Annotated in this window: 20 protein-coding genes and 1 riboswitch; of the genes, 6 read left to right on the top strand and 14 right to left on the bottom strand. The window is 69.3% G+C overall.

Annotated features, from left to right (window positions below; translation table 11 throughout):
- The first annotated feature begins 12 nt into the window (after positions 1–12).
- On the top strand, positions 13–516 hold the full coding sequence (locus B141_RS0102560; RefSeq protein ID WP_020573604.1) for a GNAT family N-acetyltransferase: 504 nt from the start codon (positions 13–15) through the stop codon (positions 514–516).
- Between the two features lie 45 nt (positions 517–561).
- Here B141_RS0102560 and fdhD read toward each other — a convergent pair whose 3' ends face one another.
- The 4 genes from fdhD to glgX all read right to left on the bottom strand — a co-directional run bounded on the left by fdhD (position 562) and on the right by glgX (position 6085).
- Positions 562–1455, bottom strand: coding sequence for a formate dehydrogenase accessory sulfurtransferase FdhD (fdhD, locus tag B141_RS0102565; protein WP_084678059.1), 894 nt, complete (start codon positions 1453–1455; stop codon positions 562–564).
- Between the two features lie 33 nt (positions 1456–1488).
- Complete coding sequence (locus B141_RS0102570) at positions 1489–1953, bottom strand: MarR family transcriptional regulator (RefSeq protein WP_020573606.1); 465 nt, start codon at positions 1951–1953, stop codon at positions 1489–1491.
- Entirely contained in the window at positions 1950–3728 is a 1779-nt protein-coding gene (locus B141_RS0102575; protein ID WP_020573607.1) for an MFS transporter, read from the bottom strand. The genes B141_RS0102570 and B141_RS0102575 overlap by 4 nt, the downstream gene beginning before the upstream one ends.
- A gap of 260 nt (positions 3729–3988) precedes the next feature.
- A complete protein-coding gene (glgX, locus tag B141_RS0102580; protein WP_020573608.1) occupies positions 3989–6085 on the bottom strand; it encodes a glycogen debranching protein GlgX in 2097 nt (698 codons plus the stop codon).
- Positions 6086–6283: 198 nt separating this feature from the next.
- On the opposite strand from glgX, the gene B141_RS0102585 reads away from it, so the two are divergent.
- Genes B141_RS0102585 through B141_RS38575 form a run of 3 tightly spaced genes read left to right on the top strand, consistent with a single transcriptional unit; the run spans position 6284 to position 8243 of the window.
- Positions 6284–7213, top strand: coding sequence for an alpha/beta fold hydrolase (locus B141_RS0102585; protein WP_020573609.1), 930 nt, complete (start codon positions 6284–6286; stop codon positions 7211–7213).
- Positions 7210–7767, top strand: coding sequence for an RNA polymerase sigma factor (locus tag B141_RS0102590; protein ID WP_020573610.1), 558 nt, complete (start codon positions 7210–7212; stop codon positions 7765–7767). Before B141_RS0102585 ends, B141_RS0102590 begins: the two co-directional genes overlap by 4 nt.
- Complete coding sequence (locus tag B141_RS38575; RefSeq protein WP_020573611.1) at positions 7764–8243, top strand: SRPBCC family protein; 480 nt, start codon at positions 7764–7766, stop codon at positions 8241–8243. The genes B141_RS0102590 and B141_RS38575 overlap by 4 nt, the downstream gene beginning before the upstream one ends.
- 40 nt (positions 8244–8283) lie before the next feature.
- On the opposite strand, the gene B141_RS0102600 is transcribed toward B141_RS38575, so the two are convergent.
- The 3 genes from B141_RS0102600 to B141_RS0102610 all read right to left on the bottom strand — a co-directional run bounded on the left by B141_RS0102600 (position 8284) and on the right by B141_RS0102610 (position 12618).
- The gene (locus B141_RS0102600) at positions 8284–9285 is read right to left on the bottom strand and encodes a LacI family DNA-binding transcriptional regulator (protein ID WP_020573612.1); all 1002 of its coding nucleotides are present in this window, start codon (positions 9283–9285) and stop codon (positions 8284–8286) included.
- A 69-nt stretch (positions 9286–9354) separates the two neighbouring features.
- The gene (locus B141_RS0102605; protein ID WP_020573613.1) at positions 9355–10902 is read right to left on the bottom strand and encodes a glucoamylase family protein; all 1548 of its coding nucleotides are present in this window, start codon (positions 10900–10902) and stop codon (positions 9355–9357) included.
- 426 nt (positions 10903–11328) lie between these two features.
- Complete coding sequence (locus B141_RS0102610; protein ID WP_084678061.1) at positions 11329–12618, bottom strand: cation diffusion facilitator family transporter; 1290 nt, start codon at positions 12616–12618, stop codon at positions 11329–11331.
- Positions 12619–12664: 46 nt separating this feature from the next.
- On the opposite strand from B141_RS0102610, the gene B141_RS0102620 reads away from it, so the two are divergent.
- A complete protein-coding gene (locus B141_RS0102620; RefSeq protein WP_020573616.1) occupies positions 12665–13024 on the top strand; it encodes an ArsR/SmtB family transcription factor in 360 nt (119 codons plus the stop codon).
- A gap of 24 nt (positions 13025–13048) precedes the next feature.
- Here the strand turns inward: B141_RS0102620 and B141_RS0102625 are convergent, their stop codons facing one another.
- From B141_RS0102625 to B141_RS0102645, 5 genes are read right to left on the bottom strand one after another with little or no spacing between them, the layout of a single operon-like run.
- Positions 13049–13747: a sirohydrochlorin chelatase gene (locus B141_RS0102625; protein WP_020573617.1), complete on the bottom strand. Its 699-nt coding sequence runs from the start codon at positions 13745–13747 to the stop codon at positions 13049–13051.
- Positions 13740–14972, bottom strand: a complete 1233-nt coding sequence (gene cobA / locus B141_RS0102630; protein ID WP_020573618.1) for a uroporphyrinogen-III C-methyltransferase — start codon at positions 14970–14972, stop codon at positions 13740–13742. Before cobA ends, B141_RS0102625 begins: the two co-directional genes overlap by 8 nt.
- Positions 14969–15694 carry a phosphoadenylyl-sulfate reductase gene (locus B141_RS0102635; RefSeq protein WP_020573619.1) on the bottom strand — a complete coding sequence of 242 codons (726 nt, stop codon included), beginning with the start codon at positions 15692–15694 and terminating at the stop codon, positions 14969–14971. The genes cobA and B141_RS0102635 overlap by 4 nt, the downstream gene beginning before the upstream one ends.
- Positions 15691–15837 (bottom strand): hypothetical protein, encoded by a 147-nt coding sequence (locus B141_RS50205; protein WP_020573620.1) that lies wholly within the window; start codon positions 15835–15837, stop codon positions 15691–15693. Before B141_RS50205 ends, B141_RS0102635 begins: the two co-directional genes overlap by 4 nt.
- On the bottom strand, positions 15834–17537 hold the full coding sequence (locus B141_RS0102645) for a nitrite/sulfite reductase (protein ID WP_020573621.1): 1704 nt from the start codon (positions 17535–17537) through the stop codon (positions 15834–15836). The genes B141_RS50205 and B141_RS0102645 overlap by 4 nt, the downstream gene beginning before the upstream one ends.
- A gap of 389 nt (positions 17538–17926) precedes the next feature.
- Between B141_RS0102645 and B141_RS0102650 the strand changes: the two genes are divergently transcribed.
- Positions 17927–18478, top strand: coding sequence for a Uma2 family endonuclease (locus B141_RS0102650; protein ID WP_202805639.1), 552 nt, complete (start codon positions 17927–17929; stop codon positions 18476–18478).
- Positions 18479–18902: 424 nt separating this feature from the next.
- Here the strand turns inward: B141_RS0102650 and B141_RS0102660 are convergent, their stop codons facing one another.
- Together B141_RS0102660 and B141_RS0102665 are read right to left on the bottom strand one after the other, a co-directional pair.
- Positions 18903–20186 (bottom strand): serine hydroxymethyltransferase, encoded by a 1284-nt coding sequence (locus tag B141_RS0102660; protein ID WP_020573624.1) that lies wholly within the window; start codon positions 20184–20186, stop codon positions 18903–18905.
- Positions 20187–20222: 36 nt separating this feature from the next.
- Positions 20223–20330: riboswitch (ZMP/ZTP riboswitch) on the bottom strand.
- Positions 20331–20333: 3 nt separating this feature from the next.
- On the bottom strand, positions 20334–22034 hold the full coding sequence (locus B141_RS0102665; RefSeq protein ID WP_084678062.1) for an acyl-CoA dehydrogenase family protein: 1701 nt from the start codon (positions 22032–22034) through the stop codon (positions 20334–20336).
- Positions 22035–22102: the final 68 nt, after the last annotated feature.

Raw genomic sequence — 22102 nt, forward strand, 5'->3', positions numbered from 1 at the left:
CAGGGTGTCCTCGTGAACTCCCACGTCCAGTTGGTGCGGGTGGCCGAGCGGCACAAGGCGGTGCTGGCCAACCTGGTGCAGTTCTACCGGTATGACTACACCGAGTTTCGGGACCTCGAGCTCACCCCGCACGGCACCTATCCCTACCGCTACCTGGACCACTACTTCGTCGAGCCTGGCCGGCAGGCGTTCTTCATTCTCGATGGCGACCGGCTGGCCGGGTTCGCGCTGATGCGTCGGTGCGAGGATGGCACCAACCAGGTCGCGGAGTTCTTTGTCCTCAAGGCTCACCGGCGCCAGGGCGCTGGTCGGGCGGCGGCGCGGGCATTGTTCCGGCGTTTCCCAGGACGGTGGCGGCTGGAGTTCGACCATGCCAACGCTGGGGCCGCGGCATTCTGGCCGGCCGCCGCGAAGGAGGTGGCGTCGGGCTCTGTCGAGGCGGAAGACCTGTGTCCACCCGAGGTGGACCACCCGTGCCGGCAGCTGCGGTTCTCGGTGGCTGGCACCCATCCGTAGCCTGCCCGGGTTGTCAGAGGTTTCTCGGCTTAGAGACCGCGAAACCTATGACAACTCGGCGATCGTCTCGCTCGCGGGTGTGCTTTGACGCGGCGACTCGATGCGTTCGGGATGGGTGTAGGTGACGAAGCGTTCACCACGTAGGAAGCCGACCAGCGTCATACCGAAGCGTTCGGCCAGATCCACCGCGAGGCTCGACGGTGCCCCTACTGCCGCGACCAAGGGGATACCCGCGGCGAGCGCCTTCTGGCCGATCTCGTACCCCGCGCGGCCGCTGGTGACGAGGACGCAGCCGGACAACGGCAGCCGCCCATCGAGGAATGCCCAACCCACCACCTTGTCGACGGCGTTGTGCCGGCCGATGTCCTCGCGGGCGCACAGCAGCTCACCGTCGGGGGAGAACAACCCGGCCGCGTGGAGCCCGCCGGTACGACTGAAGACATCCTGGGCGGCGCGAAGGCGGTCCGGCAGCGCGCAGAGCATCGCGGCGTCGACCACCGGACCGGCAAGCACGGGTTGACAGCCACGGAGTTCGAGCTCGTCGAGGCTCTCCTTACCGCAGACGCCGCAGGCCGCGGTGGCAGCGGCGTACCGCGCGGCAGGCGGGTTGACCAGCGGAGCCGCCAGATCGACCGTCACGACGTTGTACAACTGCTCCGAGGAGAGGGTCGGATCGGTGCAGTACGCGATCCGTACGACCTGGTCGGGGGACTGAAGAAGGCCTTCGGAACGCAGGAAGCCGGCGGCCAGCTCGAAGTCCGAACCCGGGGTCCGCATCGTGACCACGAGCGACCTGGGAGGCTGGCCCGGCCAGGCCACCCGGATCTCCAGCGGCTCCTCCGTGGCCACCACGTCATCGCGGTAGCGCACCTGCGTGCCGTCGACCTCGCGAACGCGGACCCGCACAGTGCTACCTGGCCGGCGCCTGGTGTGGCTCATCGGTGCGTTCCTGTTCCTCGCCTGCGACGGCGACTAGCCGTCGTCGCCGACCAGCGCCTCGAGCGCGGGCAGGGCGGCGAGCAGTGTGGCGTACTCCTCAGCAGACAGGCGCCCGAGCCGGTCCTGGAGGGCCTTGGTGCGGGCCGATCGCAGGCCCTGCGCGATCTGCCGTCCCTCGTCGGTGGCGCGCACGATGCTGACCCGCCCGTCCTTGGGGTCGGCCTCACGGACCGCGTACCCCGCCTGCTCCAGGAACGCCACGACCCGCGAGAGGGTGGGCGGCGCGACCTGTTCACGGGCGGCCAGCTCGCTCAGCCGCATCGGACCCGCATGCGCCAGGGTGGCGAGGGCGGAGATGCCGCCATGGCCGAGGTCGCCGCGTTCGGGGGCGCCCTGGCGGCGCAGCCAGCGGGACGTCCGGGCGATCGCGAGGTAGAGGCGGGTGGCTTCCTCGCGCTGGACGGCGGTCGCGGCTCCGGTCACAGTCTCCGCGTTCATACGGCCGCTCCCTGGTCATCAGGCAGGTCCCTGGCGGGGTGGGCCAGGCGTTCGTCGTGGACGTAGCGTTGGCCGCGCAACAGCGAGGCGAACGCGCCGACGAGAGTCATCATCGCAGCCGCGAGAAACACGATGACAAGTCCATGGTGGAACGGCGCCGAGATCAACCTGGGGAAGAACTCCTTGCCCGTGAGGGTCGCGACGCTCGCGCTGGGAAGGTGATCGAGTACGCCCGTGGGACCCAGAAGCTGCGCCATCGGGTTGTAGCCGAGGAACGCCGCGAAGAGGCTTCCGACGGGCGGCAGGTGGCCCACGTGTTCGGCGACCGTGGTGGGAACGCCCTGGGCTTTCAGGCTCGAGGTGAGCGTGCCCGGCAGGGTGCTGGCCAGCCCGATGATCATCAGTGAGAAGAAGATCCCGATCGACAACGACGTACCCGAGTTGAAGAACGTCCCGCGCATCCCTGAGGCGGCGCCCCGCTGGCTGGCCGGCACGCTGTTCATGATCGCCGAGGTGTTGGGGGAGGAGAAGAGCCCGGATCCGATGCCGTTGAGCCCGATGAGGGCGGCGAACGCCCAGTACGGAAACTCCACCGGGAGCATCAGGAGCCCCGCGAACGTCACCGTGACGAGGAGCAGCCCGCCGGTCGCGAAGGCGCGTGCGCCGTACCGATCCGACAGGTACCCCGAGATCGGCCCGGCGACCAGGAAGCCGATGGTGAGCGGCACCAGGTAGATGCCGGCCCACAGAGGGGTCGACGCGAAGTCGTAGCCGCGCAGCGGCAGCCAGATGCCCTGAAGCCAGATGATCAGCATGAACTGCATGCCACCGCGCCCGATGGAGGCGAGGAGCCCGGCGAGGTTGCCGGCGCTGAACGCGCGGTTGCGGAACAACCCCAGATGGAACATCGGGTCAGCGATCCGGGACTCGATGACACAGAACGCGACCAGCAGCGCCACGCCGCCGATGAGGGCCGCGAGAACCCACGGGTTCGTCCATCCCATCGTGTGACCGCCGAACGGCTGGATGCCGTACGTGATCCCGGCCAGGAGGGCCGTCAGCCCGAGCGCGAAGGTGAGGTTGCCCGCCCAGTCCAGCGAGCCACGGGTACGGACGCCGAGCTCGTGGAGCGAGCGATATGACCAGATCGTGCCGAGTATTCCGAACGGCACGCTCACCCAGAAGACCGCCCGCCAGTTCCACTCCGAAAGCAGCCCGCCGATGAGCAGGCCGAGGAACGAACCCGCGATCGCGGCGACCTGGTTGATGCCGAGCGACGTACCCCGCTGATCCGAAGGGAACGCGTCGGTGAGGATGGCGGTGGAGTTGGCGAACAGCATGGCGCCGCCGATGCCCTGAACCACCCGCCAGCCGATCAGCCACAGTGCCCCCGAGCTGTGGATGAACGGATCAAGGGCGAGCGCGATGGAAGCCGCCGTGAAGACGACGAAACCGTAGGTGTAGATCCGGACCCGCCCGTACATGTCACCCAGCCGGCCGATGGACACCACGAGTACGGCCGAGACCAGCAGGAAGCCCATGATCATCCAGAGCAGGTAGCTCACGTTGCCCGGTGCGAGGGGGTTGAGCTGGATCCCGCGGAAGATCGCCGGCAGCGAGATGATCACGATCGAGGAGTTGATCGTCGCCATGAGGACGCCGAGCGTGGTGTTGGAGAGCGCGACCCACCTGTAACGCGGGTGGTCCCGTTCGTAGCGGAACCTCCCGTTCGTGGCGCTTGGGGGGACCTGATGTGCGCTGGCCCTGGCTGACACGAAACTGCCTCGCTGCTGGCTTGCGGGAACGTGGGTGGGTGGGCGTGGACGCGGACCCAAATACTTGCTTGTCGCTAACTAACCTAAACCCGAGCCTCGCCGCCCGCTATTCCCACTCCTGCTTCTCGCGAAGGCCGGTACGCCCCCCACAAGGCACCGGAGTTGATCAACGACGGCCGAAACGGACACCTCGTACGTGCATTGTCCGATTCGGCCGCCGTTGATCAACTCCGCCGCTCGAGGAGCCAGACTGACCGGACTTAGACCCGCTTGAGCACCAGCAACGACCGTGAGATCAGCTTGACCCGCTCACCGGCGAGCACCGCGAGCCGATCCCGCAGGTCGTCGTCGGCCGTGTCGAGCACCGGCTCCCACGCAGAGCCGTACTTCTCGGGCGGGATGGTGAACTCCAGGTCGTCCTCGGAGGCGTTGAACAGCAGCAGGAACGAATCGTCGAGGATCCGCTCGCCCTGCCGGCCGGGCTCCTTGATCGCCTCGCCGTTGAGGAAGACGGTGAGCGACTTGGCGAACCCCGCGGTCCAGTCCCGCCCTGTCATGTCCATGCCGTCCGGCTTGAGCCAGGCGACGTCGCCGAGTTTGTCGCCACGCCCCAGCCCGTCGAAGAACCGGCGCCGCCGGAAGACCGGGTGTTCGGCGCGGAGTTGGCTGACGGAACGCGTGAAGGCGAGGAGGTCGGAGTCGGCGGCCGCCCAGTCGACCCAGGAGATCTCGTTGTCCTGGGAGTAGGCGTTGTTGTTGCCGTGCTGGGTGCGTCCGAGTTCGTCGCCGTGCAGGATCATCGGCACGCCCTGGGACAGGAACAGCGTCGCGAGGAAGTTGCGCCGCTGGCGGTCGCGTAACGCGATGATGGTGGGCTCGTCGGTGAGGCCCTCGACACCGGCGTTCCACGACCGGTTGTCGCTGGTGCCGTCGGCGTTGTTCTCGCCGTTCGGCTCGTTGTGCTTGGTGTTGTAGGAAACCAGGTCCCGCAGAGTGAACCCGTCGTGGGCGGTGATGAAGTTGATCGAAGCGTACGGCTTGCGCCCATCCTCTTCGTACAGATCGGACGACCCGGTGAGCCGCATCGCGAACTCGCCGAGCGTCGCCGGCTCACCCCGCCAGAAGTCGCGTACGCAGTCGCGGTACTTGCCGTTCCACTCGGTCCAGACCGGCGGGAAGTTGCCAACCTGGTAGCCGCCCGGCCCGACGTCCCAGGGTTCGGCGATCAGCTTGACCCGCGACACGATCGGATCCTGCTGGACGAGGTCGAAGAACGCCGACAGCCGGTCGACCTCGTGAAACTGCCGGGCCAGCGTCGCCGCGAGGTCGAACCGGAACCCGTCGACGTGCATCTCGGTGATCCAGTAGCGCAGCGAGTCCATGATCAGCTGCAGGACGTGCGGATGCCGCATGAGCAGGCTGTTGCCGGTGCCCGTCGTGTCGGTGTAGTAGCGCGGGTCGTTGTCGACGAGGCGGTAGTAGGCGGCATTGTCGATGCCACGGAACGCCAGTGTCGGGCCCAGGTGGTTGCCCTCGGCCGTGTGGTTGTAGACGACGTCGAGGATGACCTCGATGTCGGCCCGGTGCAGCGCCCGCACCATCGCCTTGAACTCCAGCACCTGCTCGCCGAGTTGGCCAGCGGAGGTGTAGGCGTTGTGTGGGGCGAAGTAGCCGATGGTGTTGTAGCCCCAGTAGTTGCGCAGGCCCTTCTGCCCGAGCCCGTTGTCGTGGACGAACTGGTGGACGGGCATCAACTCGACCGCCGTGACGCCGAGCGACTTCAGGTGGTCGATCACGGCGGGTGAGGCGAGCCCCGCATAGGTGCCGCGCGCCGCCTCGGGGATGTCGGGGTGGTTGATCGTCAGACCCTTGACGTGGGCCTCGTAGATCACCGTCTCGTGGTAGGCGTGTCGCGGCGGCCGGTCGTCCTGCCAGTCGAAGTACGGATTGACCACGACCGACTTCATCATGTGCGGCGCGGAGTCGAGCGTGTTGAGCTTGTCGCGGTTGCCGAAGTGGTAAGAGAAGAGCCCCTCGTGCCAGTCGATCTCGCCCTCGACCGATTTGGCGTAGGGATCGAGCAGGAGTTTCGCCGGATTGCAGCGGTGGCCGGTGGCGGGTTCGTACGGCCCGTGGACGCGGAAGCCGTAGCGCTGGCCCGGGCCGACCCGGGGGAGGTAACCATGCCAGACCGAGGCCTCCCGCTCAGTGAGCTCGACTCGCGTCTCGGTGCCGTCGGCGTCGAACAAGCAGAGCTCGACGGCCTCAGCGACCTCGCTGAACAGCGCGAAGTTGGTGCCCGCGCCGTCGAACGTCGCACCCAGGGGGTACGGCGTCCCCGGCCACACCTCTACCATCCACGTCCCTCTCTGGTCCCGCTCTGGTCGAATCCTGCCAGGTCTGTCCGTGCCGGGCGCGGCACCTCCTCGAAGACCCAGGGAACGTTTCGGGCCCGCGCTACCTCCTCCCTGCGAAGACCGCGGGTACGCGGCGGAGGAGGGATCGGAATGCTACGGCAAGGCAGGAAAGCTCGGTACCGATGGTTGCGCAGGGTGGTGAGCGGGCTCGGGGTTCTGGTGGTGGCGCTGGCGGTGCTGATCGTCTCGACGGCGTACGCCTACTGGCCGGCCGAGGACCGGTCGTATCGCTCAGCCTGGCGCGCCAGCGTCGACTCGAGGTTCGTGGACACCCCGGTCGCGAGGTTCCACTACGTGCGGGCCGGGTCTGGCCCGGCGGTGGTGCTGCTCGCGCCCTCACCGGGATGGGCGATCCTGTGGAGCAGCCAGATCAGGGCGCTTGCCCGCGATCACACGGTGTACGCCGTCGACCTTCCCGGGAACACCGGCTACACACAGCTGAAGGACAAGCGGTTTGGCTTCGACCTACCCAGCATTACGGGCGCATTACGGAGCTTTCTCGATGCCGTCGGCGTCCAGCGGGCGGCGCTGGTCGGCAATTCGTGGGGCGGCGGTTTCGCGCTCGGCTTCGCGCAGCGGTTCCCCGATCGGGTGAGCAGGCTGGTGCTGATCGACGCGAGCGGGCTCGATCTGCCTGACCCGCCGAGTTGGGAGATCGTGAAGTATCCGGTCCTGGGCGAGCTGCTCACCAAGCTCACGACCAGCCGGTCGACAGTCGCCCGCTACGCCAGACGGTCAGTGGTCGACACGCACGTCATCACCGACGAACTCGTCCGGGAGATGTACGCACCGATGACCTTCCGCGACAACCTCCGGGCGATCTACGAGGGCGAACGCGGGCTGGACTGGTCCCAGACCGATCGCGGCCTGGCGCGGACTCGTACGCCGACTTTGGTGATCTGGGGCCGGTCCGATCCGGTGTACCCGGTCGAGCGGGCGGCGATCTTCGGCCGCCGCCTGCCAGACGCTCGCGTCCGGGTGCTCGACCAGTGCTCCCACTCGCCGATGATCGACTGCGACGAGCGTGTCAACCCGTTGTTGGCGGAGTTCCTCGCGGGTGCGAAGTGAGGCCGACCGACCGCGACCTGGCAGCACGGGGTGCGGGCAGTCCGGTCTGTGCGGCCGGCGACGCCGAGCTCGCCGTGTTGGTGCGCGCCGCCCAGCGAGGTGACGGGCTTGCCATGGACCGGCTCCTGGAGCTGCTGGCGCCGCACGTCGGACGCCTGGTGGGACCGATCGCCCTGACCGACGGCCCGGACGCCGCCCAGGAGGTGCTGATCATCATCTTCCGGAGCCTTCCGCGGTTGAAGGAACCCGCGGCGGTGTTTGGGTGGGCGCGCGCGATCGCTGTGCGGGAAGCGGTCCGCATCGCCCGCGCCGCCGCCCGGACCCGCCCCGCAGAGCTGGCCGAGGTGCCCGCACGCGGGGACCCGCAGCTCGCCACCGATGTGCGTGACGTACTCGACCGGATGTCGCCGGAGCACCGCGCGGTGCTGGTCCTCCGGGACCTGGAAGGCATGGACGAGCAGACCGCTGCCGAGCTGCTCCGAATCCCGGCCGGCACCGTCAAGTCCAGGTTGGCGCGGGCCCGCGCCCGGTTTCGAAAGGCTTGGGAGCAATGACCGAAGAACTCTGGCCCGTCGCCGAGCTGGACACGGTACGCCGGCTTGAGGTGCTGGCCGCCTCGATGCCGGGCGCGATGTACGCGGAAGAGGTCGTGGCCGCGCCCTTCGACACAGTGTGGGAGGTGGTCGAGGACATGGACAGCGAGCTGCCCCGGCTGCTCCCGAACTTCCGCTCCTGGCGGACGTTGTCCCGGGACGGCGAGCGGCTCCGGGCGGAAGCGCGCGGCTATCTCGGGCTGCGCTCGGGGTTCGACGTGGTGCTCCGCCCCGGATGGTGTCTCATGCAGGACGCCCGGGTCATGGGCGGTATGGCGGCGAGTCCAGGAGTGGGGGGTACGCGGTTCGCGGTGATGGCCGCGCCGCGTGGCTCGGGGCGCGGTGTCCTGGGACCGCTCCTCCGGCCGCTGCATCCGGTAGTGGCCGGAAGGATCCTCAGGCGCCTGCGCGACCGGGTGGCCGAGCGTTCCGGATGAGCGTGCTCGGGCGCGTCTCCCGGTGCTCGCCGCACACCTGTCAGCCGGGGTGTTCACCGCAGCTCGCCCTGGTGACGAGCTCGGTCGCCAGCACCTCGTGACGTCCGCCGACCCGCTCGCCGAGGATGCGTTCGTGCAGCCAGCTGGCCGCGGTCGCGCCGAGCTCCCGCATCGGTTGGCGTACGGTCGTCAACCGGGCCGGGCGGGCGGCCAGGATGTCGTCCCACCCGGTCACCGCGACCTCGGCCGGCACCGACAACCCGAGCTCGTCCGCCGCGCTGAGCACGCCCAGGGCGACCTCGTCGTTGGCGCAGACGAGTGCCTGTGGCCGGTGCGGCTTTCGCAGCAGGGCGAGCGCCGCCTCATGGCCGGCCGCCACGGAGAACCCACAGCGGATCGGCCGCGGAACCCGCCGCCCGGCGGCCGCGAGCGCCGAACGGAACCCGGCGTACCTGCCGCCGACGTCGGGCGACTCCCGCGGGTCGCCGAGGAAGGCGAAACGCTGGTAGCCGTGCCCGAGCAGGTGTTCGGTCAGGCGCTCGGCACTCGCGGTGTTGTCGGCATTGATCGATTCGATTTCGCCGACGGGTGGACGGGCGAGGAGTACGACCGGCCGCTGGTCGGCGATCCGCGCGACCACCCGGTCGGCGATGGTCCGGCCCATGATCACCATCCCGTCGACCCGACCGGCGAGGTCCATCGCGAGCTCCTCGGCGTTCGGGCGGCGGTGGGTGGCGAGGATCAGCACGCTGCATCCGTGCGCCGCGACCCTGTCCTCATACCCCAGGATGACCTCGGCGTAGTAGGGACCGGCCAGGTCGGGGAACACGATGCCCATCGCCATGTACCTGCCCTGCGCGAGCTGGCGGCCCGCCTGGCTCGGGTTGTATCGCAGGGTGCGGGCCACCTCGACCACCCGGTCACGGGTCTTCGCCGCCACCAGCGAAGACCCGTGCAGGGCGCGTGACACGGTCGCGATCGAGACGCCGGCGCGTTCAGCCACGTCGTAGATGGTGGCCGGCCGCCGATCCTCCGCCCCCATGCTGTCCAGCTACTCCTCCGCGCCGGCTGAAAGCGCTTATGGTAATTCGGACCAGTGGTCGAGTAGCGGTCAGTCGGCCGCTCCGGCGTTGAACCGCTCCATACCCATCAGGGGCGCCAGGTTGCGCTCGGCTTCACCATGGGAGAAGTACGCCCGCAGCCGATCACCGAGCAGGGCATTACCGATGGGCCCCAGGACCATCGCCTGGTCGAGCGAGAGGTACCGCTGCGCGGCCCGACCGCTCTTGACCGCGATCGCGTCGTAGAAACCGCCCGGGCCGTAGGAGTCGAGATCGCGCTCCAGCTTGGTCAGGTTGGCGACTGCCGCCCCGCGGGCGTACGGCAAGGCGAGGAAGGACGCGTGCGGCGTCACGACACCGTCGCCGAAGGACGGCATAGGTTGGGCGTCCCGGCAGCCCTCGAAGCCGCGGTCGACGTTCGTGGCCTCGAGGTCGGACGGGTAACCGCCAGGATCCATGCCGAGCTCATCAACGCCGTACACCGCGTACCCGCCGTTGGGGTTGCTGGCGGGGGAGAAGCCCCAGTAGCCGTACCCTGCTTCCTTCAGCCCGTGTTCGATCTGGCCGCGTACGTACAGCGGATGGTTGACGCCCCAACTGCGCTTGCCCCATTTTTCTTCCGGCACGAACATCGCGGGCATCAGCGCCTCGAACATGTCGCCGCCCCAGCTCGGCACGAACCGCATGCCGCGATATTGGTAGGCGCCCTCGAAGACCTGCACACCGAGGTACGTCGCGTTGAATCCGACCGGCTTCTGCTCCATCCAACTCCAGTCGCAGCTGGCCGGGAACGTGCGGTTGGCCCCGAAGTAGTGCTCGCGCGGAATCTGGCCGCGCGCGATGCCGATATAGCTCGCGATCCGCGCCTCGGTGTTGAAGACGTCGTAGTGATGACACGTCATCCAGATCGTGGATCCCTTGTATTCCTTGGCGTTGTGACAGCCCTGGCCGGGCTCGTCGATGAAGCCGCCATGGATCAGCCCGCCGCCGGCGTTGTGCTGACCCGGCGGGTTCGGGTTGTAGAAGACGCCGAAGTCCATCGCGGCCAGCAGTTTCTCCGCTTTGCGCGCGGTCGAGCCCGGCATCGCGGTCCGCACCACCATGAACGACGCGGCCAGCCAGCCGTTGTCGACGCTGGACAGGAACGGCTGGATCGGGTCGCCGGAGTCGGGCCACTTGCGCAGGACGGCACCCGTCTGTGGGTCGTACCAGTTGTAATACATGCCGGAACGCTCGTGATGGTCGAGTCGGGCGAGGGTGTCCAGCGTTTGTGCGACCCGGCGTTGGGCGTCGCGAGCTCCGATGATGCCGAGGTCGCGGGCGATCACGGTGCTCCACAGGTAGCCGCCGATGTTCGTCGGCGACGTGTACGCGCTCCGGGTGGACGCCGCGAGGCTGCCGCCGATGTTGTCCGCGGGCAGGCCGGTGGCCGGGTCGACCATCGCGACGAACGACTTCCAGGTGTCCTTGGCGTACCGCATCAGGGTCGCCTTCTCGGTGGGTTCGGCGGTCGCGGGCGCCGCGAGGCTGCCTGCCATAGCCGCCGTGGTGACCGCGAGGGCGAGTAACGCCCGGACGAGTCGTCTCCGTCTACGCATCGGCTGCTCCTCTAAATGAAAGCGATTACATAAGGAGTAGCGGGTGGAGGCGAGGTTGTGAAGGTCGCGTCGCGGCCGGGTGGTTGCCGACTTTGTACAGGCGGCACGTCACACCGCACGTGGGCCAGGTGGCGCGCATGAACAAAGGTCGCGGACTGCTGACCCGGGAAGGTCCACAGTCCGCGACCTTTGATCGCGTGCCCTGCGCTTGGGTGCGCCGCCGACCTCTTTGTGCTTTGTGAGGTAGCTGGTCGGTGGTGTGAGTGGGACTCGCTCGAGCCTGTGTGAGGATCCAAATGACCACCTATACGTGGTCATTACCTGCCTTGCATGGCATCGACACCATGCGAGGCGGGCAATGACCACGTTTACGTGATCATTCAGGGGCTGGCCTCCACCGCGAACGCCTGATCTACGAGACGTGCCCTAGTGCACGTGGTGCGCGAGGCTCGCGTGATGGTCGACGACCTCACCGGCCGCGGTGACCGGGTGCGGGTCGACGTGCACGGTGGCGCTGGCCAGGCGCGGGAGCGCGTGCCGGAGTCGATGCTCGGCGTCCACCGCGACCGCGTGCGCGCTGAGCAGACTGGAATCCGCCGCGGTGGTGAGGGTGGCCTCGAGGTGGAGCGCGTGCCCCACCCAGCGCATGCGCACGTTCGTCACCTCGCGTACCCCCTCTGTCTCGGCGAGGGTCTGCTCGGCCTGCTCCACCATGGCGGGGTCGACCGCGTCGAGCATGCGCGAGAACACCTCCTTGGCCGCGTCCTTCAGGACGAAGGCGATCATGATGGTGATGCCGAGGCCGACGATCGGGTCGGCGTACGGAATCCTCAGCCAGGTACCCACCGCGGCGAGCACCACCACCAGACTGGTGAGGGCGTCCGTGCGCGCGTGGAGGCCGTCGGCGACCAGGGCGGCGGAGCCGATCTCGCGACCGACCCGGATGCGGTACCTCGCGACCAGTTCGTTGCCGATGAACCCGATGACCCCCGCCGCTCCGACCAGCGCCAGGTTGTTGATCTCCTGCGGATCCAGGATCCGCTTGACCGCCTCGTACCCCGCGGCGAAGGACGACAGAGCGATGAGTGCGACGATCACGATCCCGGCGAGGTCCTCGCTGCGGCCGAGGCCGTAGGTGAACCTCCGGGTGACCGCCCGCCGTCCGAGCAGGAAGGCGATGGCGAGGGGCACCGCGGTCAGGGCGTCGGCGAAGTTGTGCAGCGTGTCGCCCAGCAGAGCCACCGAGCCGGTGAACACGACAACGATCGCCTGGCCCACCGCCGTCACCATCAGTGCGGCGAAGGAGATCCACAGTGCCCGCAGGCCGCGGCGACTGGATTCCAGTGCGGAGTCGATGCGGTCCGCCGAGTCGTGCGAGTGGGGTACGACAACGTGGCGTACGGCGGCCCAGACCCGCCGCAGGCCGCGCTCCGATCCGTGCCCGTGCCCGTGCCCATGGCCGTGGCCGTGCTCGGCCTGGTCGTCGTGGCCATCACCATGGCCGTGCTCGCCACCGTGCCCGTGGCCGTGCTCGCCACCGTGGCCGGCTTCGTCCTGGTGACCGTGGCCATGGCCGTGCCCGTGATGCTCGCCGTGGGGAGTCTCGTGGGAATCGTGGCCATCGGGACCGTGGTCGTGGTGATGGCCTGTGACATGCTCGTCAGCGGCGTGCTGGCGATGCGAATCGTTCGCGGAACCTGGCGCGTTGGTGGACATGCACGGCAGGATAGCTTCTTACCTAGTCAGATGTGAAGGGATTGGTATGGAGGCCACGTCGCCGCACATCGAACCGCACTCCGTCGCGGTCGAACCCTCTGATGATCAGGTACGCGCGGCGACGGCGGTGTTCGGGATGCTGTCCGATCCGACCCGGTTGCGGATCCTCTGGGTCCTACGCGATGGCGCCGAGCTTGACGTCACGTCCCTCGCCCAGCACGCGGACGTCGGCGCGACGGCCGCCAGCCAGCACCTCATGAAGCTCCGGCTCGCCGGTCTCGTCACCACCCGCAAGGAGGGCCGCCGGGTCTTCTATCGCGTGCGGGGCGGGCACCTTCGGCGGCTGTTGGCCGAGGCGTTGTTCCACACCGACCACCAGCTCAGCGGGCAGCCCGACCACGACTGACCGGCGGTCCTCGGCAGGTAGCCGCTACCGGAGTCCCGCGCGGCGCAGCACGAGTTCGACGATCTCAGGACACGCGCCGAGCGGTGCGGCGACGCCGGCGGCGCCCGCCTCCAAGGCGTCCGTCCGGACGCGGTCGGCGAAGAAGCCTGGTGCCAGGAGGTACATCGCCACGCCCACGCGCTGAGCGCCTGACTCCCGGGCCTGGGCGACCGCCTCACCCACCGTCGGCTTGGCGGCCGAGGCGAATCCGCAGAGGACGCGGACACCGGTACGCGCGCTAAGAGCCTGGGCGATGCCCTCCACCGTGACGTTCGCATCCGGGTCGGTCGAACCCGCCGCGGCCAGCACGACGGTGTCGTACGCCAACGCGCCGGCGCGGAGCCGATGGATCAACGCGTCCAGCAGGAGATCGTCTGGCCCGAGGACTCCACACGTCCTGGCCTCCCAGCCTCGGCCGGCGACCAGGGCCTCGACCTTCGGTAGGTCGACCTTGGAGTGGTAGGCGTGGCTGAGGAGGAACGGCAGCACCCTCACCCGATCGACGCCCTGCGTGGCGAGCGTGTCGAGGGCGGCGCCGGGATTGGGCTCGGCGAGTTCGAGGAACGCGGCGACGGCGGTCAGACCCGGGACGGCCGCCTGAGCTTCGGCGGCGACGGCGTGGGCCACCTCGGCGGCACGAGGATCCCGACTGCCGTGTGCCACCAGGAGCAGACCATCACCCAAGAGAGCGCCCTCGTAGTTTCGCCAACTCCGCCGCGACCGTGACCACCTCGCCCACGATGATGACGGCGGGGGAGCGGACCTCGTGTGCTGTGGCGATGGCGACGATCGTCTCGAGGGTACCGGTCGTCGTGCGCTGGTCGGGCAGGGTGCCGCGCTCGACGATCGCGACCGGTGTCGCCGGCGGACGCCCCTGCTCGAGGAGGGAGTCGACCAGGCCGGCGAGCTGACCAACCCCCATGAGGAACACCAGCGTGCCCTCGATCGCGGCGAGCGAGGACCAGTCGGGTTCGGCCCCGTCGCGGGCGTGATGGGCGGAGATCACGGTGAACTGCCGGGCCACTCCACGATGCGTGACCGGGATTCCCGCGTACCCAGGCACCGCCACCGCGCTTGTCACGCCGGGCACCACCTCGCACGGAACACCCGCCTCGGCGCAGACCAGCGCCTCCTCCGCGCCCCGCCCGAAGACGAACGGGTCGCCTCCCTTGAGGCGTACGACGCGCTGCCCGGCCAGGGCGCGTTCGACGAGCAGGTCGTTGATCTCGGACTGCGTCAGCGTGTGGGCCCGGGGGCCCTTGCCCGCCTCGATGACCTCGACGTCTGCGTCGAGTTCGGCGAGCAGTGCCCGGGGTGCGAGCCGGTCGACCACCACCACGTCCGCGTCGGCGAGCAACCGGCGCCCCCGAGCGGTGATGAGGCCCGGATCGCCCGGGCCACCTCCGACGAGGGCGACGTGGCCGCCATGGTCGCGGCGGCGCCGGCGTACAGGCAACTCACCGGTCTCCAGCTGGACGGCGATCCGGTCCTTGATGGCGCGGGCGCGGCGCGGGTCGCGTCCGGCGGAGACCGCGACCGTCACGTCGTCGACCCGGGCCGTGGCGGGCGTCCAGGCCGCTGAGTGGCTCGCGTCGTCGGCGCGGACGCACCAGATCCCGGCCGCCTCGGCGTCCGCGGCCACCTGTGCGTCGGTCTCCAGGTCGCCGGTCGCGGTCTGCGCCAGCCACGCACCCGCGAGGTCGCCGGTGGCGTACGCGCGCGCCAGCCAGGTCACCCGCGGGTCTGACACGAGGACGGCGAGGTCCTCGCAGAGCTCCGGGGCGATCACGAGGACGGTGGCATCGGCGTCCAGCAGTCCGCGAGTACGCCGGGCGGCCACCGGGCCACCCCCGACCACGACGGTCCGGAGGCCGGACACGTCGAGGACGAGGGGATAGCGCGGGCTCATGTGTGGATGCCGCACTCGGTCTTGGTGGAGCCCGCCCAGCGACCGCTGCGCGGATCCTCACCGTCGGCGACCCGTCGTGTGCAGGGCCAGCATCCGACCGAGGGGTAGCCGTCGGAGAGGAGGGGGTTGGTGAGGACGCCGTTCTCGGCGATGTAGCGGTCGACATCGTCCTCGGTCCACCGCGCCAGCGGCGCGACCTTCACCTTCCCGCGGCGGCCGTCCCAGCCGACGACGGGTGTGCTGGCCCGGGTCGGCCCCTCGTCCCGGCGGATACCAGTCGCCCAGGCGTCGTAGGCCTGGAGTGCCCGCTCGAGCGGTGCGACCTTGCGGAGCTGGCAGCAGAGCTCGGGGTTACGGCGGAACAGCTCGGGCCCGAGGGTCGCGTCCTGCTCCGCGACGGTCTGCCGTGGGCGTACCGTCACCAGGTTGATCGGGATGACGACAGACGCCGCGTCCGCGGTGCCCACCGTCTCGGCGAAGTGGTAGCCCGTGTCCAGGAACACCACGTCGATGCCGGGAACGACCTCCGAGGCGAGGTGCGCCAGCACGGTGTCCTGCATCGACGACGTGACGCAGAACCGCGGTCCGAACGTCTCAGCGGCCCAGCGGATGATCTCGGTCGCCGAAGCCTCCTCGAGGTCGCGACCCGCCCGGGTGGCGAGGCTTTCCAGGTCACGGCCCTCGCAGCCGTGGGGCCGGGGGAGGGCCTGTGCACGGGTCATGACCGCACCACCAGTCCGACGAACTTCAACGAGAAGACCCGGGTGCAGGCGCGGCACTCCCAGGCACCATGGGTGTCCTCGGCGGGACGGAGATCCTCGTCACCGCAGTAGGGGCAGTAGAAGGGGGTAGCGCGTTCGGTCACGACAGGGCCTCCTCGGGGGCTCTGGTCACCCATTGGGCGAATCGCTCACCTGGCTGGCGCTGATCGAGATAGCTGCGTACGACGCGTTCGACGTAGTCAGCAAGGTCCTTGGAGGTCACCTTCAGGCCACGCAGTTTGCGTCCGAAGCCGGCGTCGAGCCCGAGCCCGCCGCCGAGGTGGACCTGGAAGCCCTCGACCTGCTGGCCGTCGCCGTCGAGCACGATCTGGCCCTTCAGCCCGATGTCGGCGACCTGGATGCGGGCGCAGGAGTTGGGGCAACCGTTGATGTTGACGGTGATGGGGACATCGAGATCGGGAATCCGCTGCTCGAGCTCGTCGATCAAGGTCTGGGCGCGGGCCTTGGTCTCGACGATCGCGAGCTTGCAGTACTCGATGCCGGTGCAGGCCATCGTGTTGCGCCGCCATCCAGAAGGCCGGGCCTGCAGGCCGAGGTCGGCCAGCGCCGCCACCAGGGATTCCACCTGGGCTTCCTCGACGTCGAGGACGAGCAGCTTCTGGTGTGGGGTGGTGCGGATCCGGTCGGAGCCGTGCGCCGCCACCACGTCGGCGACCTTGCCGAGCAGCGTTCCGGACACCCGACCGGCCACCGGTGCGACGCCGACGAAGTAACGCCCGTCCTTCTGTTCGTGGACGCCCACGTGGTCGCCGGGCACGGCCGGCGCCTCGGGGGCGGGGCCATCGATGAGCTTCCGCTTGAGGTATTCGTTCTCCAGCACCTCGCGGAACTGCGCCGGACCCCAGTCGGCCACCAGGAACTTGATCCGCGCCCGGTGCCGCAGCCGGCGGTAGCCGTAGTCGCGGAAGACGCTGGTGACGCCCCACCAGACCTCGTGGACCTCCTCGAGTGGCACCCACGCACCGAGCCGCTGGGCGAGCATCGGGTTGGTGGACAGGCCACCGCCGACCCAGAGGTCGAAGCCCGGACCATGGTCGGGGTGTACGACGCCGACGAACGCGATGTCGTTGACCTCGGGCGCCACGTCGTGGTGGGGGTGCCCGGTGAGGGCGGTTTTGTACTTCCGGGGCAGGTTGGAGAACTCCTTGCTCCCGATGTAGCGCGTGGCGATCTCGTGGATGGCGGGCGTCGGGTCGATGATCTCGTCGGCGGCGATACCCGCGACCGGGCTGGCGATGATCACCCGTGGGCAGTCGCCGCAGGCCTCCTGGGTCTGCAGGCCCACCGCCTCCAGGCGCTCCCAGATCGCTGGCACGTCCTCGATCCGGATCCAGTGCAGCTGGATGTTCTGCCGGTCGGTGACGTCCGCGCTGTCGCGGGCGTACGTCGTGGAGATCTCCGCGATCGTCCGGAGTTGGGCAACCGTCAGCTGGCCACCGTCGATGCGGACCCGGAGCATGAAGTACTCGTCATCAAGCTCTTCAGGCTCCAGGGTGGCGGTGCGGCCGCCGTCGATGCCGGGCCGGCGCTGGGTGTAGAGGCCCCACCAGCGGAACCTGCCGCGCAGGTCGGCCGGGTCGATGGAGTCGAAGCCACGGTGGGCGTAGATGTTCTCTATCCGGGCCCGGACGTTCAGGGCGTCGTCGTCCTTCTTGACCTGTTCGTTCTTGTTGAGGGGTTCGCGGTAGCCGAGCGCCCACTGCCCCTCGCCGCGCTTACGACGGGGAACGGCGCGGGTGCGAGCCGGAGTGGCGGCAGAGGACTGGGACCCTTGGGTGGCCATATGGTGTGCGATTCCTCGGTCGAAGGGCACGGTCGCGGATGGACGACCGCGGCGTCAGGTCGAGAAGTGAGGATGCCGGCGCAACCGGGCGCCCGCTCCTGCGCGCAGGAACGGGCCCTGCTGGCAGACAAAAGGGGGCGCCTCAGCGCGCCTGGAGACAGAGCATGCTGCGCATGCGTCCGAAATCGAGATGACGCCGGCCCACGAGCAGGGGGGTCACCGGCGCAGTCATGGTGATCAGGGTGCGTGACCGACGTCTCCAAAGGCAACTCCCTTGCCCGAGATGCGAGACGACCGTCTCGAATTCCGACAAGCATCGTAGGAATTGGATGGCGGCGGCGCGGGTGGTCGCATCGCTAGACTTCATGCCGAAGAAGAGGGGGTGTCCCGTGACCCACCCGGCGTTCGCTGTGGACCTTTGGCCAGATTTCTGGACCGAAGGTGATCTCGCCGTCCTTCCTGACGATGGGCACCGGTACGAGATCATCGACGGGAGCCTGGTCGTGACCCCACCACCCCATGGACGCCATCAGAACATCGCGACCAATCTGATGGTGCTGCTGCACACCGCGGCGCCGCCGGGGTGGCGGATCCTCCAAGCGGTCGGCGTGCGGCTACCGGGGGCTAACTTCATCCCCGATCTCGTGGCCCTCCGGCCTGGTGCGGTGCTCGACGTCTGGCATGAGGCCAGCGATGTGGGGTTGGTCGTGGAGGTGGCGTCGGGGTCGACGCAGGATTTCGATCGCGGGAGCAAGGCGATCAAGTACGCCAAGGCGGGGATTCCGGCGTACTGGCGGGTAGCTCTTGATGGCTCGGTCACGGTCGAGGCGTTGGTCGCTCCTGGTCAGTACGGCATCGTGGCAGAGGTGAAGCCGGGTCAGGCGTGGGAGGCCGCAGTCCCGTTCCCGGTGGTCCTCGACCCCGACGCCCTGATCGTCTGACCCGCTCTTCACGCCCGCTTCGCCGCGCCTCGTTCGAGGCCCCGCTCGCAGGGACCTCGATCAGGCGTTCGTCGTGGCCCGCCGCGGGTGGCGTACCTCGGGGGGCGCGGGTCGCATCTGACGGCACCACGACCGTCCATGTCCTCGCCGATGAGGGGGAGTACGCCGTCCTTACTGTGGTGAAGCCGGGAGACCGATGGTGGGCGTCGTTGCCCTTCGGCGTGACGGTCGACCCGGGCGCGCTCACCGCCGGCTGATCCGGCGCGCGGCAGGCTTCGACTTTCCCGACGCGAGCGAGCGGTCCTCGACCCCGATCAAGATCAACACGCAGAAACGGTCCACGATTCGCGCGAATCGTGGACCGTTTCTGCGTGTCGATCTTGAGCTCCGAAAGCGGCACTCCGTTGTGAGGCCGCTGCCCGGCTCAGGGCGTCGGCCAGCCCGGGATGGGGAACGCGCTGGTGAACTCCCGGATCTCGGCGGCGATCCGGTCGAGGCTGTCACCGTCGTCCTTCTTGCCCGCCTCGACCGCCTCGTCCATCCAGGCCGCGATCCGGGGCATGTGCTCGGGGGCCATGCCGCGGGTGGTGACGGCCGGCGTGCCGATCCGGATGCCGGACGGGGACCAGGGCTTGCGCGGGTCGAACGGCACGGTGTTGAAGTTGAGCTCGATGCCGGCCCGGTCCAGGGCCTTCGCCGCCGGCTTACCAGCGACGTCCTTGTTGGTCAGGTCGATGAGGATCAGGTGGTTGTCGGTGCCACCAGAGACGAGGTCGAAGCCCCGCTCGGCGAGCGCCTCGGCCAGCGCCTTCGCGTTGGCGACGATCTGGCTGGCGTACAGCCGGAACTCCTCGGTCGCCGCCTCCTTGAGCGCCACCGCGATCGCCGCGGTGGTGTGGTTGTGCGGACCGCCCTGCAGGCCGGGGAAGACGGCCTTGTCGATCGCCTTCGCGTGCTCCTCGGTGGTCATCAGCATCGCGCCGCGCGGGCCACGCAGGGTCTTGTGTGTCGTGGTCGAGATGACCTCGGCGTGCCCAACTGGGGTCGGGTGCACCCCACCGGCGACAAGGCCGGCGATGTGGGCGATGTCGGCGACGAGCAGCGCGCCCACCTCACGGGCGATCGCCGAGAACGCCGGGAAGTCGATCAGTCGCGGGATCGCGGTGCCACCGCAGAAGATCAGCTTGGGGCGTTCCTTCTGGGCGATGTCGCGCACCTGGTCCATGTCGATCCGGCCGGTCTCGTGGCCGACGCCGTAGTGGACCGGCCGGAACCACGTGCCGGTCGCCGACACGGGAGAGCCGTGGGTGAGGTGGCCGCCGTGCGCGAGCTCCAGGGACAGGAAGGTGTCACCCGGCTGCATGAACGCGAGGTAGATCGCGAGGTTGGCCGGGGATCCGGAGTACGGCTGGACGTTGGCGTGGTCGACACCGAACAACGACTTGGCCCGGGAGATGGCCAGCTCCTCGACCTCGTCGATGAACTGCTGGCCCTCGTAGTAGCGCTTGTGGGCGTACCCCTCGGAGTACTTGTTGGTGAGGAGCGTGCCGGTCGCGTCGAGAACGGCCCGGGACACGTAGTTTTCGCTCGGAATCAGCCGGATCTTCTCGAACTGCCGGCGACCCTCTGCGTCGATGAGCTCGGCGAGTTGCGGGTCGGACTCGGCCAGCCGGGCGGTGAGATCCAGCGGGGTCGTGCGGTCTGTCATCGTCTCCTCCTGGGTCATGTGGGGCGGCTGTGCTGACCCAGGCACCCAGGCGCGCGGTGCCCCTGCTCGGTCGTACGGACTGCGTGCGTACGCCGCTCCCCGGTGGTTACTTCCACCTTGCTCGCGCCAGTCGCGGCAGCCACGAGCCTAGTGCACCGGCTCGAAGGCCCGGTCGACGATGGCCGCCGTCTCGATGCCGCGGGGGAGCGTGCCGTAGGTCGTGCCCCAGTCCCGGCCGAGGCGGGTCGCGCAGAATGCGTCCGCCACCGCGGGCGGACCGAAGCGTACGAGCAGTGCGCCCTGCAGGATCAGCGCCAGGCGTTCGGCCAACCGGCGGGCCGCGACCTCTGGCTGCTCCAGGTCGGCCAGCGAGGTGAGGACGTCCTCAACGGCCCGGTCGAGGCGCGGGTCGGCGCCCCGCACCGGGGCCACTTCACCGAGCCAGGCGTCGACGGCGGCGGGTTCGCGTTGCAGTGCCCGGAGGACGTCGAGCGCCTGGATGGTGCCTGCCCCCTCCCAGATGGAGTTGAGCGGCGACTCCCGGAAGAGCAGGGACATGCCGGAGTCCTCGACGTAGCCGTTGCCGCCGAGGCACTCCAGGGCTTCGGCGGCGAACCCGGGCGCCCGCTTGCAGACGAGGTACTTCGCCGCCGGCAGGGCGATCCGGAGCAGGGCCTGCTCGCGGGCACTCGACGCGGCGTCGACACCGTGGGCGAGCCGCAGCGCGAGGAGCGTGGCCGCCTCCTGTTCGACGGCGAGGTCGGCGAGCACGTTCGTCATCGCCGGCTTGTCGACCAACGGTCCGCCGAACGCCTGCCGGTGCCGGGCGTGCCAGATCGCCTCGGTGAGTGCCCGCCGCATGAGCGCGGCCGAGCCGATGACGCAGTCGAGCCGGGTCGCCGCCACCATCGCGATGATCGTCGCCACGCCACGCCCCTCCTCGCCCAGGCGCCGCGCCCAGGTCGACGCGAACTCCACCTCAGCCGACGCGTTGGAGCGGTTGCCGAGCTTGTCCTTGAGCCGGACCAGCCGGAAGACGTTGCGGCTGCCGTCCGGCAGGACGCGGGGGACAGCGAAGCAGGTGAGCCCGTCGGGTGCCTGCGCGAGCACGAGGAACAGATCGCTCGTCGGCGCGGAACAGAACCACTTGTGCCCGGTGAGGACGTAGTCGCCGTGCGACCCGACCGGATCCGCCCGCGTGGTGTTGGCGCGTACGTCCGAACCGCCCTGCTTCTCGGTCATGGCCATCCCGGCGAGCGCGCCGCGCTTCTCGCCGGCCGGGCGGAGACCGGGGTCGTACGCCGTCGAGGCGAGCTTGGGTACCCACTCGTCCGCGAGACCGGGGTCGGTGCGCAGCGCGGGAACGGCGGCGTACGTCATCGAGACGGGGCAGCCGTGGCCGGCCTCGGCCTGGCTCCAGAGATAGAAGCCGGCCGCCCGGGTGAGATGCGCGGAGGGTTCGTCCGACGTCCATGGGGTGGCGTGGAGCCCCCACCCGACAGCGCGTCCGAGGAGTTCGTGCCAGGCCGGATGGAACTCCACCTCGTCGACGCGCCGGCCGTACCTGTCGTGGCTGACGAGCCGCGGCGGATGCCGGTGGGCGTCGAACGCCCAGGCCCGCGCCCGCGCGGACCCGGCGAGCGCGCCGATCTCCGCGAGCCGAGACCCGGCCGCACCGTCAAGGGCGGGTTGCGCCCAACGGTGCAGCGCCTCGCCGAGCGCGGCGTCAGCCGACAGCGCGTCGTACGGCTCCAGCGGTGGCGGCTGGTTGGTCACGGCATGCGTCTCGCCCTGCTCGTGCCGGACGGGTGGGCGTTGGGGCGAGGTAGCGGGCTGTCCAGCGTCCATGAGGCCACCGTAGGCCCCCTTGACCGAGGGTTGAGAGGGCTGCGAGGGATTCCCTCGACGGACTGCTC

Origin of the sequence: Actinopolymorpha alba DSM 45243, assembly GCF_000373925.1 — a bacterium.
Classification (GTDB): Bacteria; Actinomycetota; Actinomycetes; order Propionibacteriales; family Actinopolymorphaceae; genus Actinopolymorpha; species Actinopolymorpha alba.

Bases quoted from the DNA above. Each gene is read 5' to 3' on its own strand.
- fdhD (WP_084678059.1), bottom strand. From the start codon at position 1,455: ATGAGCCACACCAGGCGCCGGCCAGGTAGCACTGTGCGGGTCCGCGTT.
- B141_RS0102570 (WP_020573606.1), bottom strand. From the start codon at position 1,953: ATGAACGCGGAGACTGTGACCGGAGCCGCGACCGCCGTCCAGCGCGAG.
- glgX (WP_020573608.1), bottom strand. From the start codon at position 6,085: ATGGTAGAGGTGTGGCCGGGGACGCCGTACCCCCTGGGTGCGACGTTC.
- B141_RS38575 (WP_020573611.1), top strand. From the start codon at position 7,764: ATGACCGAAGAACTCTGGCCCGTCGCCGAGCTGGACACGGTACGCCGG.
- B141_RS0102600 (WP_020573612.1), bottom strand. From the start codon at position 9,285: ATGGGGGCGGAGGATCGGCGGCCGGCCACCATCTACGACGTGGCTGAA.
- B141_RS0102605 (WP_020573613.1), bottom strand. From the start codon at position 10,902: ATGCGTAGACGGAGACGACTCGTCCGGGCGTTACTCGCCCTCGCGGTC.
- B141_RS0102610 (WP_084678061.1), bottom strand. From the start codon at position 12,618: ATGTCCACCAACGCGCCAGGTTCCGCGAACGATTCGCATCGCCAGCAC.
- B141_RS0102620 (WP_020573616.1), top strand. From the start codon at position 12,665: ATGGAGGCCACGTCGCCGCACATCGAACCGCACTCCGTCGCGGTCGAA.
- cobA (WP_020573618.1), bottom strand. From the start codon at position 14,972: ATGAGCCCGCGCTATCCCCTCGTCCTCGACGTGTCCGGCCTCCGGACC.
- B141_RS0102635 (WP_020573619.1), bottom strand. From the start codon at position 15,694: ATGACCCGTGCACAGGCCCTCCCCCGGCCCCACGGCTGCGAGGGCCGT.
- B141_RS0102645 (WP_020573621.1), bottom strand. From the start codon at position 17,537: ATGGCCACCCAAGGGTCCCAGTCCTCTGCCGCCACTCCGGCTCGCACC.
- B141_RS0102660 (WP_020573624.1), bottom strand. From the start codon at position 20,186: ATGACAGACCGCACGACCCCGCTGGATCTCACCGCCCGGCTGGCCGAG.
- B141_RS0102665 (WP_084678062.1), bottom strand. From the start codon at position 22,034: ATGGACGCTGGACAGCCCGCTACCTCGCCCCAACGCCCACCCGTCCGG.